Source organism: Marinobacter antarcticus, assembly GCF_011049865.1.
Lineage (GTDB): Bacteria > Pseudomonadota > Gammaproteobacteria > Pseudomonadales > Oleiphilaceae > Marinobacter > Marinobacter antarcticus_A.
In genome coordinates this window covers 1-11,987 of record NZ_DRGY01000004.1, presented here as the reverse complement: position 1 = coordinate 11,987, position 11,987 = coordinate 1, and the positions used below count along the sequence as shown (strand labels likewise).

General features: G+C 54.0%; 17 protein-coding genes. 10 read left to right on the top strand and 7 right to left on the bottom strand.

The genetic code is table 11. From position 1 onward, the window contains the following. The first annotated feature begins 141 nt into the window (after window positions 1-141). From ENI00_RS00565 to ENI00_RS00550, 4 genes are all read left to right on the top strand, one after another. On the top strand, window positions 142-357 hold the full coding sequence (locus ENI00_RS00565; RefSeq protein WP_304097266.1) for a hypothetical protein: 216 nt from the start codon (window positions 142-144) through the stop codon (window positions 355-357). Between the two features lie 341 nt (window positions 358-698). After that, window positions 699-1,844, top strand: coding sequence for an HNH endonuclease (locus ENI00_RS00560; RefSeq protein WP_304097263.1), 1,146 nt, complete (start codon window positions 699-701; stop codon window positions 1,842-1,844). 109 nt (window positions 1,845-1,953) lie between these two features. Further along, window positions 1,954-2,241, top strand: a complete 288-nt coding sequence (locus ENI00_RS00555; RefSeq protein ID WP_304097260.1) for a BrnT family toxin — start codon at window positions 1,954-1,956, stop codon at window positions 2,239-2,241. Continuing rightward, window positions 2,228-2,530 carry a CopG family antitoxin gene (locus ENI00_RS00550; protein ID WP_304097259.1) on the top strand — a complete coding sequence of 101 codons (303 nt, stop codon included), beginning with the start codon at window positions 2,228-2,230 and terminating at the stop codon, window positions 2,528-2,530. Before ENI00_RS00555 ends, ENI00_RS00550 begins: the two co-directional genes overlap by 14 nt. 21 nt (window positions 2,531-2,551) lie before the next feature. On the opposite strand, the gene ENI00_RS00545 is transcribed toward ENI00_RS00550, so the two are convergent. From ENI00_RS00545 to ENI00_RS00530, 4 genes are all read right to left on the bottom strand, one after another. Then, a complete protein-coding gene (locus ENI00_RS00545; protein WP_304097257.1) occupies window positions 2,552-2,869 on the bottom strand; it encodes a CcdB family protein in 318 nt (105 codons plus the stop codon). Continuing rightward, entirely contained in the window at window positions 2,869-3,114 is a 246-nt protein-coding gene (locus ENI00_RS00540) for a type II toxin-antitoxin system CcdA family antitoxin (protein ID WP_304097254.1), read from the bottom strand. Before ENI00_RS00540 ends, ENI00_RS00545 begins: the two co-directional genes overlap by 1 nt. 230 nt (window positions 3,115-3,344) lie before the next feature. Beyond that, window positions 3,345-3,902 (bottom strand): ferritin-like domain-containing protein, encoded by a 558-nt coding sequence (locus tag ENI00_RS00535; protein ID WP_304097250.1) that lies wholly within the window; start codon window positions 3,900-3,902, stop codon window positions 3,345-3,347. Window positions 3,903-4,048: 146 nt separating this feature from the next. Beyond that, window positions 4,049-5,338, bottom strand: a complete 1,290-nt coding sequence (locus tag ENI00_RS00530; RefSeq protein WP_304097248.1) for a cation:proton antiporter — start codon at window positions 5,336-5,338, stop codon at window positions 4,049-4,051. Between the two features lie 150 nt (window positions 5,339-5,488). Between ENI00_RS00530 and hisI the strand changes: the two genes are divergently transcribed. The 6 genes from hisI to ENI00_RS00500 all read left to right on the top strand — a co-directional run bounded on the left by hisI (window position 5,489) and on the right by ENI00_RS00500 (window position 8,567). Next, the gene (gene hisI, locus ENI00_RS00525) at window positions 5,489-5,905 is read left to right on the top strand and encodes a phosphoribosyl-AMP cyclohydrolase (RefSeq protein WP_304097246.1); all 417 of its coding nucleotides are present in this window, start codon (window positions 5,489-5,491) and stop codon (window positions 5,903-5,905) included. Window positions 5,906-5,914: 9 nt separating this feature from the next. Beyond that, window positions 5,915-6,244: a phosphoribosyl-ATP diphosphatase gene (locus tag ENI00_RS00520; RefSeq protein WP_304097244.1), complete on the top strand. Its 330-nt coding sequence runs from the start codon at window positions 5,915-5,917 to the stop codon at window positions 6,242-6,244. Window positions 6,245-6,386: 142 nt separating this feature from the next. After that, on the top strand, window positions 6,387-6,620 hold the full coding sequence (gene tatA, locus ENI00_RS00515; RefSeq protein ID WP_304097241.1) for a twin-arginine translocase TatA/TatE family subunit: 234 nt from the start codon (window positions 6,387-6,389) through the stop codon (window positions 6,618-6,620). 11 nt (window positions 6,621-6,631) lie between these two features. After that, window positions 6,632-7,054: a Sec-independent protein translocase protein TatB gene (gene tatB, locus ENI00_RS00510; RefSeq protein WP_304097238.1), complete on the top strand. Its 423-nt coding sequence runs from the start codon at window positions 6,632-6,634 to the stop codon at window positions 7,052-7,054. Beyond that, complete coding sequence (gene tatC / locus ENI00_RS00505; protein ID WP_304097236.1) at window positions 7,051-7,851, top strand: twin-arginine translocase subunit TatC; 801 nt, start codon at window positions 7,051-7,053, stop codon at window positions 7,849-7,851. Before tatB ends, tatC begins: the two co-directional genes overlap by 4 nt. Continuing rightward, the gene (locus ENI00_RS00500) at window positions 7,848-8,567 is read left to right on the top strand and encodes a 16S rRNA (uracil(1498)-N(3))-methyltransferase (protein WP_304097234.1); all 720 of its coding nucleotides are present in this window, start codon (window positions 7,848-7,850) and stop codon (window positions 8,565-8,567) included. Before tatC ends, ENI00_RS00500 begins: the two co-directional genes overlap by 4 nt. Window position 8,568: 1 nt before the next feature. Here the strand turns inward: ENI00_RS00500 and ENI00_RS00495 are convergent, their stop codons facing one another. From ENI00_RS00495 to ubiH, 3 genes are all read right to left on the bottom strand, one after another. Then, window positions 8,569-9,489: a DUF808 domain-containing protein gene (locus tag ENI00_RS00495; RefSeq protein WP_304097231.1), complete on the bottom strand. Its 921-nt coding sequence runs from the start codon at window positions 9,487-9,489 to the stop codon at window positions 8,569-8,571. 73 nt (window positions 9,490-9,562) lie between these two features. Then, window positions 9,563-10,798: an FAD-dependent monooxygenase gene (locus ENI00_RS00490; RefSeq protein ID WP_304097227.1), complete on the bottom strand. Its 1,236-nt coding sequence runs from the start codon at window positions 10,796-10,798 to the stop codon at window positions 9,563-9,565. A gap of 1 nt (window position 10,799) precedes the next feature. After that, window positions 10,800-11,987: 2-octaprenyl-6-methoxyphenyl hydroxylase (gene ubiH / locus ENI00_RS00485; protein ID WP_304097224.1), on the bottom strand; the 1,188-nt coding region annotated here is incomplete at its 5' end.

The following is an 11,987-nucleotide window of genomic DNA, read 5'->3' as shown; positions in this document are numbered from 1 at the left end:
GCCGCCATGATCGGAACCCGGCCAGAAGCGCGGGAATGGGTGGAGAATGCACCGCTTTGGACCTGGGCCTTGTTGGCTGCAGCCGGGGCTCTGGTTATGCGCGGCAGTCGCTGATAATCACATCGGTGGCGACGATATAGAGTGTGGGCTAAGCTCTTGTTTTATAGATTTTTGGATGATGCGCTGGCGCTTGAAGAATCAGTAATGATGAAGCGGTCAGATTTCCGCAATCGCGTAGCGGTCTATCAAGTTACTGTTTTGGGCAGACCTTGGTTAAGTGCCATGGATCCAAAGATCCAAGATCTCAATAATTTAGACAAAGATAACTGTGTATTCAACCAGTATTTTTCGATTTGAGATCTGAGCCACGAAACCAAATAAGGAAGATCGTTGTTGAACGCTTTTTTAGCTACCCTCGGAGGCTCGCATGTGCGTCACAAGACGCACATGCGAGCCTCCGAGGGTACGCCATTCCTCAGCGATCGCGTTGCTTTTTTGGTGCCATTCGCATCTTTTCAGTAGGTCTCTGACTATTGGCCTGAAGCCATGTCGCATGCCCAGGAATTCAGAGTGGCCTGAGAGAAAGGTGGTTCCTGATACTTTTGCAGGACTGGGCAGCCAAACAAAGTCGCTGCATGAGACGCTCGCATTGCGAGCGCTCATGAGCTCCAAACGTTATACAAAATGGAGTTGACCTTTTGAGCATCGATCTGGAAAAACGATGTTTGCTGTGTGAAGAACTCATTTCCAAAGAAATAGACTCTCGTGAACACTTGATTCCCAACTCAATTGGTGGAAGGAAGAAAGTCTCAGGCTTCCTGTGTGTGGACTGCAACTCAAAATCTGGTGATAACTGGGAGTCTGCACTTGCGCGCCAAATGAACCCGTTGAGTCTGTTTTTTCGCATTAACAGGGAGCGTGGTAATGCACCTTCTCAGAAGTTTCAAACCAACAGCGGAGATGAATGGGTACTCAATGCCGATGGATCACTGGACTTACCAAGACCTATTTTCAAAGAGCAGAAAAACGAAAACGGAGTAGAGATTAATATTTCCGCCAGAAACATGGCTGAAGCAAAAAAGATGCTGAAAGGTGTCGCTAGGAAATACCCTCAACTTGATGCTGATGAACTGCTTGAGAAAGCTCAATCGAAATCCAGCTATTCTCAGAATCCAATTAAACTCAACCTGTCCTTTGGTGGTTTAGATGCGGGGCGCTCATTCGTCAAAACAGTGCTTGCGTTGGTCTCTACAATCGGCGTGAGTGTGAGAGACTGTGAGCATGCTATTCAATTCCTGAAGGAAGAAGAATCTGAGCCGTGTTTTGGGTATTACTACGAGAGGGATTTAGTGCTTGAAAGGCCCTCTGGAATTCCAATTCACATTGTCCATGTTAATGGCGACCCAGATAGCAATCTCATTCGTGGATACGTCGAATACTTCGGTGTAATGCGGGTTGTCATGTGTTTGTCGAGCAGCTATATAGGCAGTGCATTTTCGGCAACGTATTCGATTGATCCGACCACAGGTAAGGAGCTGGATCTCGATGTTGATCTAGATTTGACGTCCACTGACATACGCAAGGCATATAGCTACGAGAAGTGGGATGGCAGTGCCGTACAGCAGGCTATGGGTTCAGTTATAGGTCCAGCACTGGAAATCCAACATAAAGAAGAAAGGGAGAGGGTGCTAGAGGAGGCGGTTCGGTACGCATTTGCTAATTGCGGAGCAAAAGAAGGCGAAACAATAACCGAAGAGCAACATAACCGTCTGATGGGCCTGCTATGGGAGAAATTGGAACCATGGGTATTAAACCAACTCGTTGGCCGGCATAGGCGTGATTAGGTATAACAAGTTGCTGCACGCGGATAAATTACTCGCTGCGCTCATAATTTACCGGTGAGCAAGGCGTTAGCAAGATGCCAATAGGCACACACTCTGCTAGACTCATGTCATGAAGCAAATTAACTGGAATGCTGAAAAGAACCAGCAGTTGATGAGCGAGCGCGGAGCTTCTTTCGAAGACGTTCTGTTCGCCCTTCAGTCTGATGGTTTACTTGATGATGGACCTCATCCCAACAGTGATAAGTATCCGAATCAGCGTCTGTTTGTGGTTCGGATTGATGATTACGCCTGGCTGGTACCGTATGTTGAGAATGACGGGGAGATCTTTCTCAAAACGATCATCCCCAGCCGCAAGGCCACCAAGAAATTTTTAGGGGAATTGTATGGCCAAGACTAAATTAGATTTTGAAGAGCAAGAGTTGCTTGAGGCATACGAGTCTGGGGAATTCGAATCGGATCTGGATGGCGATCGGCGCGAGTATCTCACGAAGGCGGCCGAAGAAACCTTCAAGAAAGACAAGCGGATCAATATCCGTATTTCTAGGCGGGATCTGGAGGCACTTCAGCGTCGGGCTTTGGAAGAGGGCCTGCCGTACCAATCTCTGGTTTCCAGTGTTTTGCACAAGTATGTCTCTGGTGGGTTCAAGGACATCTCTGCTAACAAGTCAGGCCAGCGGACGCGCTGACTCGCGCCGCTGCCTTCTGCGTTAAATGCCGGTGACCGCGAAATCGAGGGCACCTGCTATCTGATCTCGAAAATGGGTTAATGAGCCGACGGCATTATTGAGCTGCTTGGTAGGTATCGAAGAAATTTGAGGTGTCAGCAACAGGAGCTTCTCTTCCTCGAAGTCAATTTCAGGGGTAAGGCCTTGCATCGCGTTGTCTCGAAACGACGAGCGCTTTCCAAGCGGAATCACGATGCGTGTTGCCAGCTCTGAAAGGTGCGGGCTTTGGATGTCGACCAAGTAAGGATAAAATGACTTACTGGTTTTGCTTGGGTTGGTATAGACGTCGAACTGGGCCATTAAAACTCACGGAATTCGTCGCCGAAGCAACCGTGTTGCTCAACGAATTCGTTGTAGCTTTTGATGGCGGCTTGGTTATCTTCCGTCCATTGAGAAGCTCTGCGTTTTCCAAGCTCCTCTTTCAAGGCCTTTTCAAGGGTAGCTGAGAGGTTAATATTCAGCGCTCGGGTTTTTGTAAGCAGATCGCTATTTACGGATAGATTGGTTGCTTTTCTGGGGGCGGCTGTATCGTAGAGCTCTGGCATAGTGGTCTCCAAAGGAGGCTTGCAGGTTCTCTACATGCTATGCGCATTGCGGTGCGCATTCAAGAGCATTTAACAAGTCAATCAAGTACGTTCTGGCCCTGCGGGCCTCCACCAGACGCGCTAAAGCCCGCCTCTGATCCTCCACCGTTGCTGTGTTCCGCGTTAAATGCCGGTGATCGCAAAAATGAGTAAGGGCCCGCTCTCAGGGAACGGGCCCTATAAGCTCAATGTTAGCCGTGATGGCCTTGCATTTTATCCAACCCTTCGAGCAGGCCTGCCATGTCGTCAGCATGCTCTTCTTCCTGCGCCAGGATGTCTTCCATTATGCGCCGGGAGGTGGGGTCTTTTTCACCCAGATAATTGGCAATCTCACGGTAGCTATCAACAGCAATACGCTCCGCAATCAAATCTTCCGTGATCATTTCGCGCAGTGTCTCACCTTCGGTATATTCCGCGTGGGAACGACTTAACAGCCCCTCCGGGGAAAAGTTAGGCGCGCCGCCAAGCTGCACAATACGCTCGGCCAACCAGTCCGCGTGCTGCTGTTCCTGCTGAGCGTGCTCCAGAAACTCGGCCTTGGCGATACTGGCGCTCAAACCGTCCGCCATGTAGTAGTGGCGTTTGTAGCGCAGCGTACACACAATCTCAGTGGCCAGGGCTGCGTTAAGCAGACTGATGACGTTTTCGCGATCTGCCGTATAGCCTTCTGTCACGGCACCTCGCTCAATGTGCTTACGAGCACGCTCTCGAATGGTCTTGATATCGGTAAGAAATGGCTGATTCGACACGATCGTATTCCTCTCTTTTATGGAAATGAATTAACACTCTCGACAGCTCTGCTCGAAATGTAAGTCAGGCGCCCGGCGCCGTAATGATCTGCATCTACTCGTTAATATATAGGAACCAAAAGACGTTCTTTCAACCCCGGGCTTCATCAACGTGAGTTTCGTGACCGCCAAAAGTGGGCAATCGCTGGTTTGGCACTCACACCATGAATCAGTATGGAGAGGGCAACCACGGCCAAAGTCAGGCGTACTAGATCCAGCGCTATATTCTCTGGCAGCCCGTGCTGGATTGCGTACATCAAATAGTACAACGAGCCAATGCCACGCACGCCAAACCAGCTCGCCATATGGCGCAGACGCATTGGTGCCTTGCTCCCCAACAAGCCCAAATGAACGCTCACAGGGCGAGCGATGAAGAACACGAAGGCCGCGAAACCGATGGCCCGCCAACTCCAGGAGTCCCAGAAGAGCGACCCACCGATCAGCAATACCAGCAAAATTTCAGCGAGTTGTTCCAGATACTCATTAAAGACCAGGGAACTTTGATGGATGTGAACGATGGCATAGGATTCATCGCCTTCAGCTACGTCCTCCGAGTTTGAACGCGAGTAACTTTGCCGGAGGCCTGCCTGCTTCAACTCAGTGTGCCGCAACGCCACGGCAGCGCTGAAAACCGCCAGAAAACCCCAGGCACCCACCAGTAGACTGAGGCCATAAGCAAGCGCAATCAGCCCCAAACCCAGGAAGTTGTCCAGAAAATCCGATTGTTTAAACGTTTTGCGGCTAGTGTGCACAACCCAACCGACACCACAGCCCGCCATGATACCAATGCCGATGCCCGCACCACTGGCCCAGATCACATCCATCGCCATCCAACGCCAACCGTGCTCCCCAAGGTCGTGTAATCCTAGCAGGCCCAGCCCTAGCATCACAAACGGAAAGGCGCTGCCGTCGTTCATGCCTGCCTCGCAGGTCAGGGCAAAACGCAATCGATCGGGATCGTCTGCGTGGCGCGTCTGCACCTCGGTGGCCAGCACCGGGTCGGTAGGCGCCACCACAGCGCCGAGCAACACGGCTGCGCCCAGCGGAAGACTGAGCCAGTAATAACCGAAAAGCGCCACAAGGCCAACCGTCAGCGTCATGGAGACTACAGCTAGCCGCAGGGGCGTGCGCCAACGTGAGAAATTGACTGGAACCGGCATTTTCACGCCCGCACAGTACAGTGAAATAAGCACCGCAATTTCCGTCAGCAGTTCCAGCAACGCTGACTCTTTCAATGGATTAAAGTGAAACAGGCCAAAGCCCATAGGCCCAACCACGAAACCGATGATCAGATACAGGATGGCCGACGTAACAGGAACCGTTTTCATATAGGACGCAGTGAAACCCACTACCAGCAGTAGCGAGCCAAGCAATATAAACCAAGTAGCAGTGGTCATGAGTGACCCAGTGGCAGGCAGCTATGCCTGCAGGTGAATTCATTTGAGGAATAAGACTTGACGGAATTCGTACGGTCTATCCTGCAGAGGATACCGAAAATTAGGTATCATGGGTCGTGAACGTTATTTAAGGCCCCAGGATTTATTAAAATGAACGATGTATCTGATAATCTGGACAATCTCGACTGGCTTGAGGCCATTCGCTGGACAACCGACGGCCTGGTTCCGGCGATCACCCAAGACGCTGCCACAGGCGACATTCTGATGATGGCCTGGATGAACCGCGAATCGCTTCGTTTAACCGCCGAGGAGGGCCACGCGGTTTACTGGTCCCGTTCACGGAGCAAACTCTGGCGTAAAGGTGAGATCTCCGGGCACCAGCAGGTCGTGAAGGATATTCGCCTAGATTGTGATGAAGACGTGATATTACTGAAGGTGGAGCAAAAAGGCGGTATTGCTTGCCACACAGGAAGGCGCAGTTGTTTCTATCGTTCCCTGAAAAACGATCAGTGGGTGAGCGTGGAACCCGTTATCAAAGATCCGGATGCCATTTATGGCAAAAACTGAGGTATTGTCATGAGCGATGTTCTGGAAAATCTGACGCGGATTCTGGAAGCCCGAAAATTAGCGGATCCGGACAAGTCCTACGTCGCCAGCCTGCACGCCAAGGGCTTGAACAAGATTCTGGAAAAGGTCGGCGAAGAATGCACCGAAACCTTGTTGGCTGCCAAAGATGCCGAACATTCGGGAGACACCCGAGCGGTGATCAGCGAAACTGCGGATTTGTGGTTTCACAGCATGGTGATGCTTTCCAGCCTGGGGCTGTCCCAGAAGGATGTTGTGGACGAGCTGGCCAGACGGTTTGATCTTTCAGGCCTGGAAGAAAAAGCATCCCGTAGCCAGTGAGGCGCGGAGTAGACCACAAGGTCGTGTTCGCAGAAAAAGAAGTGTTCGCAGAAAAAGAAGTGTTCGCAAAAGGGAGTTTCCGCGAATCGTCTCCGGTAAAGTACACTGTAACTGACCGACATATTAAAATGAGGAACCCACAATGGGTATCAGTATCTGGCAACTTCTTATCGTACTGGGCATCGTCATTCTGCTGTTCGGAACCAAAAAACTCCGCAACATCGGCACCGATCTTGGAGGCGCTATTCGTGGCTTCAAAAAATCGATGAGCGACGACGATGCCAAGTCCGAAGACCCGGACTCCCTCGAGGGCCAGGCCGATGAACAGACCCGGCAGACGGCGGAAGAGAAGCCCGCAGACAAAACCAAAAGCTGAGACGAGACAGAATGTTCGATATCGGCTTTCTTGAGCTGCTCGTGTGCGGCGTTATTGCCCTGTTGGTGCTTGGCCCCGAACGGTTGCCGGCCGCTGCCCGTGCGGCCGGGCGCTGGATTGGTGGCGCCCGCCGCATGGTGAGCCAGTTCACGTCGGAACTCGACAGCCAGTTGAAAGCGGATGAACTCAGAAAAGAGCTGCGCGAGGCCGGTGACGTAGGCCTGGACGATGTGCAAAAAACCGTACGCGGGGCTCTGGACGAAGCCAAGAAGTATGAGCACATGATCAGATCGGACAAACCCGTCGGCAAATCAGAAACCGACAAACAGACTGTGAGTGACCAAAGTCCGCAAGACGACGCAAGCGCAGACTCGTTAGAGAGCGAACCGGCTCTGCAAGACCCCGCGCAAGCGCCGTCGGATAAGCCTTCATGAATGCAAAGATAGAGGATGAGAATCCAGACCGTCAGAACACCCGGTCCGGACACCCGGAAATGCCCCTGGTTGAACACCTCCTGGAACTTCGTAACCGCTTACTGAAAATGGTTCTGGCCGTGGCGATCTGTTTCGCGGCTATTTACCCTTTTGCCAACGAGCTGTATCTCTGGTTGTCCGAGCCGATCCGGTCACTGCTGCCGATCGGGCAGACCATGATCGCAACTGATATCACCTCGCCGTTTTTCGCACCGCTCAAACTGGCACTGTTCTTGTCAGTGTTTGCTGCTATCCCGATTATTCTCTATCAGCTCTGGAGCTTTATTGCGCCCGGCCTCTATACCCATGAAAAACGTCTCGCTTTCCCGCTGCTTTTTACGTCCGTTCTCCTGTTTTACATAGGCGCTGCTTTCGCCTATTACGTGGTTTTTCCGCTGGTATTCAGTTTCTTCACATCCATAGGCCCGGAAGGCATTGTTGAACTGCCGGATATCAGCAGCTACCTGAACTTTGTGCTGAAGATGTTTTTCGCCTTCGGGGTCGCTTTTGAAATTCCCATCGCCACGATCTTGTTGATTTTAAGTGGCGCAACAACACCGGCAGACCTGGCGGCGAAACGGCCTTATGTGGTGGTCGGCTGTTTCGTGATTGGAATGATGCTGACACCGCCAGACATTATTTCCCAAACGCTTCTGGCGGTGCCCATGTGGATTCTGTTCGAACTGGGCATTCTGTTCGGTAAGTTGGCCAAACGTGAGGTGTCAGACCCGGACGTTGACGAGCCGCCCGCAGAATGAACCTGGCTTTGCTGTTTGATGAGGATTTTGTTGCGCCTGATCGTGTTGTTCTGAGGGGCCGCCGGCTTGAGCACATCCGTTCTGTGCTCGGCGTGTCCACGGGAGACCGATTACCGGTTGGTCGCGTGAATGGACGAATGGGTTTGGGCGAAGTGGTAAAGCTCACCGAGTCAGAAGCCGAATTGGTGGTGGTACTCGACACTGAACCCCCTGCCCCCCTGCCCGTCACACTCATCCTCGCCATGCCCAGGCCCAAAATGTTTCGTCGCATTGTGCAAACCAGCGCGACACTGGGCATCAAAAACATCTGGCTGATCAATAGCTATAAGGTTGAGAAGAGTTTCTGGCAAACACCCTGGCTGTCGGATGAGAATCTGCGGGAGAACATGACTCTCGGGCTTGAGCAGGCAAAAGATACCGCCTTGCCACAGGTACACATTCGCAAGCTGTTCAAGCCCTTCGTGGAAGATGAATTACCGGCGCTGCTTGAGGGTAAACGAGCGCTGGTTGCACATCCGGGCACCGCAACGCCTTGCCCCACACACGTGAGCGGGCCCACTGCGTTATGTATAGGCCCGGAAGGCGGCTTTACGCCTTACGAAGTGGAAAAGCTGGAGGAGGCCGGGTGCCAGAGCATACACCTGGGGCCGCGCATTTTGCGGGTAGAAACCGCAGTTCCTGTTCTCATCAGCCGGCTGTTTGACGCCTGCGCCTGATTCAGGACGCCTCTGATCTGGCTTCCCACATCCGCAGCAGGGGTGTAATCACCGCCACCAGCAACGCCCCCACCAACAAACCGATCAGGCCATTGGCCAACACAGGCACCAGCTTGGTTAACACGCCGCCATAATCTGAAGCGAAGTGGTGGATAGCGTCATAAACCGGCGGTATGCCGTGCACCAGAATGCCACCACCCACGAGGAACATGGCAATCGTGCCGAGAATGGACAATGTTTTCATCAGATACGGCGCAAGCCAGAGAATACCATTGCCCACCCGCTGGGCCAGCTCACTGTCTTTCTCGCTCAGGTACAAGCCGCCGTCGTCCAGCTTCACAATACCGGCTACCAGGCCGTAAACGCCCACCGTAATCATCACGGCTACCACCGCAAGAACCGCAAACTGCATGCCTATGCTCTCCCCGGTTACTACGCCGAGGGTAATGGCAATGATCTCCGCAGAAAGAATGAAATCCGTTCGAACAGCGCCTTTTATTTTGCGTTTTTCCAGTGCTTTCAGATCAACGTCGGGCTGTTTCAGAGCTTCGCTCAGCTCTTTCTCGTGTTGCTCATCGCCTTGGGAAGGCAGGAATTTATGCGCCAGTTTTTCAGCGCCTTCAAAACATAAAAACGCGCCACCGAGCATTAACAGTGGCGTAACCAGCCAGGGTGCAAAGAAACTGATCGCGACAGCGGCCGGCACCAGAATCGCCTTGTTAACCAGCGAACCCTTGGCCACTGCCCAGACGACCGGTAATTCCCGTGCAGGCTTTACACCGGTGACCTGTTGCGCGTTCAGGGCCAGATCGTCCCCCAGCACACCGGCCGTTTTCTTTGTGGCGGCTTTTGTCATCAGGGAGACATCGTCGAGAATGGTCGCAATGTCGTCGATAAGCGCGAGCAGACTGGTTCCTGCCATCAGTGCGGATCCTTAGTGGTGGTGGGCCGTTAGTCGGCGGCTAGTGGGCTCCTAGTGGGCTCCTAGTGGGCTCCTAGATAGTAAGGCCCATCGCTTCTGCTGCGATACGGTTTTTTACCGGGCCAAGTCGATCAAGCCAGCGCAGCCCGGTGTTTCTTAGCCATCTCACCGGCAACTCATCACGGCCAAATAGCTGCTTGAAGCCTTCCATAGCTGCCATCATGGTCAGGTTCTCACTCTTGCGGCGGCGCTGATAGCGCGCCAGCATCAGTTCGTTGGCGGGGCTCAAACCGCGATGTCTGGCCCCGGACAACTCCTCCAGCAAAACCCGAACGTCGCCGTACCCAAGATTGGCGCCCTGGCCGGCAAGCGGGTGAATGGTATGGGCGGCATCGCCTAACAGAGCAAAACCCGGCGCAACGTAGTCTTTTGCATGGCGTTGCCGCAGCGGGAAGGCGAAGCGCTCTGAGACAGCTTCAACAGCGCCGAGCTCTCTTTCAATGGTCCGCTCAAGTTCGGCCATAAACGCGTCATCATCCAGCGCCATCAACCGATGGGCTTCTGCCGTATCCTGCGACCACACAATGGAGCAGAAGTGTTCATCGCCGTTGTCCGTTAACAACGGCAAAAACGCCAGTGGGCCGGTTTGGGAAAATCGCTGCCAGGCTGTATATCGGTGGCTTTGGGCCGTGCGTACGGTACAGACGATGGCTTGCTGATCATAATCCCATTCGCGGGTGGGCAACCCCACCCACTGGCGCATTCGGGAGTGGGTACCGTCGGCTGCAACCACAAGCCGTGCGCCCAGTTTGCGGCCGTCCGCAAGCTCAACGAATCGCTGGCCATCCTCGTGCGAACAACCGGTCACCTGAACGCCATCCATCAACTCAACCGCACTGGTTTCCACCGACTCGAACAGGGCCCGAACCAGACTGCGGTTTTCAACAATGGTCCCCAGAGCACGAACCTGCAATTCGGCCGCATCAAAGTGAATCCGCCCGGTACCGTCTCCATCCCAAACGGTCATACCCTGATAAGCGCAATGGCGGCCGGCTGCAACGCTTTGCCACACTCCGAGCGACTCCAGTAGCCGCTGGCTGGCAAGGGATATGGCGCTGACACGCGGCTCAAAATCCGATACCTTCTCAGCGCGCTCGTCAACGAGTTCGGGCACCTGCAGCGCAGTGGCGCGATCACCGCTTTCGATTAGCCCGACATTCCAGCCTTGCCCGGACAAACCCAGAGCGAGCGCGGTGCCTGTCATGCCTGCGCCAACCACCAGAATATCGAACACTTTATTATCCATCATGTTATCGATCATGGTCACGGTACCCGCGCTGATTATTAATGACAGCGCGGCGCCCTCCGGTGCCCATGGCTTTGCGTGCGAACAGACGCTTGGCACCCGGCAACAGATCCAGCCCCACCAGCCCGACGTCTCTGGCGGCTGCCACTGGCGCCGTAGAATGGCCAAAAAGACGGATCAGCGAATCCGAGAATTGAACCGTTTGCTGCCAGTCCGGGCGGTGCAATTCGTGGTAACGGCGTAAAATCTGGAAATCGCCCGGCGACCGGCCCGCTTCGGCGGCTAATCGAAACTGCTCCACCAGCGTCATGAGCCCCCGCAATGCCAGGTTGAAACCCTGGCCAGCAACCGGATGCAAGGCGTGCGCAGCGTTGCCCACAAGCGCCACGCCCGGCCTTACAGGCTCATCAACGGTGGTCAGCGTCAGGGGGTAATGATGGCACTCACCGATTCGGGTAAACCGGCCCAGACGCCAACCGAACCGTGCCTGCAGCCGCTGGCACTTGTCGCCATCAGACAGGGCGAGAACCTCTTCAAGTTCCTCGTCGCTCAGGGTCCACACCAGCGCTGACTGATGGCCCGGCGTGAGCGCCGAACCGTGAGGCAACAAAGCCATAGGGCCGGCCTCGATAAAGCGCTCGAACGCCGAGAACTGATGACTATCGCTGGTGGATACATTGGCAATCAACGCGTTCTGATCGTAGCGTCGATGGCTGGCCTGAAAGCCAAGCTTTTCCCGCAGCCCGGAGCGCCCACCATCTGCAACGATCAGGCACTGTGCCGTTATTGAGCGGGTCGTCTCGCCTGTTTTAACGGTAACGTTCACGCCCGATTTGGCAGGCGCCATATCAACCACTTCAGCCGGCGCCTGCCACTGCGTGTTCGTTTCAAGCAGCGCCCGCATCAGGCATAACCCCATCCAGCGGTTATCCACCACGTAACCCAGAGCTTGCTGGCCATAATCGCCGGCGTTCAGCCGAGTGGCGCCGAAATGGCCCCGATCGGACACGTGAATATTACGGATGGGCGTCGCGTGTTCCGACAGTGTTGACCAAAGCTCGAGCTCTTCAAAAATAAGCCGCGAGCCCCAGGCAAGTGCTGTCGAACGGGCGTCATAGCTTGGCTGATAAGCATCGGGCAAGGCTTCCGCAGACAGCGGGAAAGCCTCAACGACGGTCACTCTCAGGCCAGG

Excerpts from the sequence above, each read along its gene's own strand:
- ENI00_RS00555 (WP_304097260.1), top strand. The coding sequence starts at position 1,954 with ATGAAGCAAATTAACTGGAATGCTGAAAAGAACCAGCAGTTGATGAGC.
- ENI00_RS00550 (WP_304097259.1), top strand. The coding sequence starts at position 2,228 with ATGGCCAAGACTAAATTAGATTTTGAAGAGCAAGAGTTGCTTGAGGCA.
- ENI00_RS00545 (WP_304097257.1), bottom strand. The coding sequence starts at position 2,869 with ATGGCCCAGTTCGACGTCTATACCAACCCAAGCAAAACCAGTAAGTCA.
- ENI00_RS00540 (WP_304097254.1), bottom strand. The coding sequence starts at position 3,114 with ATGCCAGAGCTCTACGATACAGCCGCCCCCAGAAAAGCAACCAATCTA.
- ENI00_RS00530 (WP_304097248.1), bottom strand. The coding sequence starts at position 5,338 with ATGACCACTGCTACTTGGTTTATATTGCTTGGCTCGCTACTGCTGGTA.
- hisI (WP_304097246.1), top strand. The coding sequence starts at position 5,489 with ATGAACGATGTATCTGATAATCTGGACAATCTCGACTGGCTTGAGGCC.
- ENI00_RS00520 (WP_304097244.1), top strand. The coding sequence starts at position 5,915 with ATGAGCGATGTTCTGGAAAATCTGACGCGGATTCTGGAAGCCCGAAAA.
- tatA (WP_304097241.1), top strand. The coding sequence starts at position 6,387 with ATGGGTATCAGTATCTGGCAACTTCTTATCGTACTGGGCATCGTCATT.
- tatB (WP_304097238.1), top strand. The coding sequence starts at position 6,632 with ATGTTCGATATCGGCTTTCTTGAGCTGCTCGTGTGCGGCGTTATTGCC.
- tatC (WP_304097236.1), top strand. The coding sequence starts at position 7,051 with ATGAATGCAAAGATAGAGGATGAGAATCCAGACCGTCAGAACACCCGG.
- ENI00_RS00500 (WP_304097234.1), top strand. The coding sequence starts at position 7,848 with ATGAACCTGGCTTTGCTGTTTGATGAGGATTTTGTTGCGCCTGATCGT.
- ENI00_RS00495 (WP_304097231.1), bottom strand. The coding sequence starts at position 9,489 with ATGGCAGGAACCAGTCTGCTCGCGCTTATCGACGACATTGCGACCATT.
- ENI00_RS00490 (WP_304097227.1), bottom strand. The coding sequence starts at position 10,798 with ATGATGGATAATAAAGTGTTCGATATTCTGGTGGTTGGCGCAGGCATG.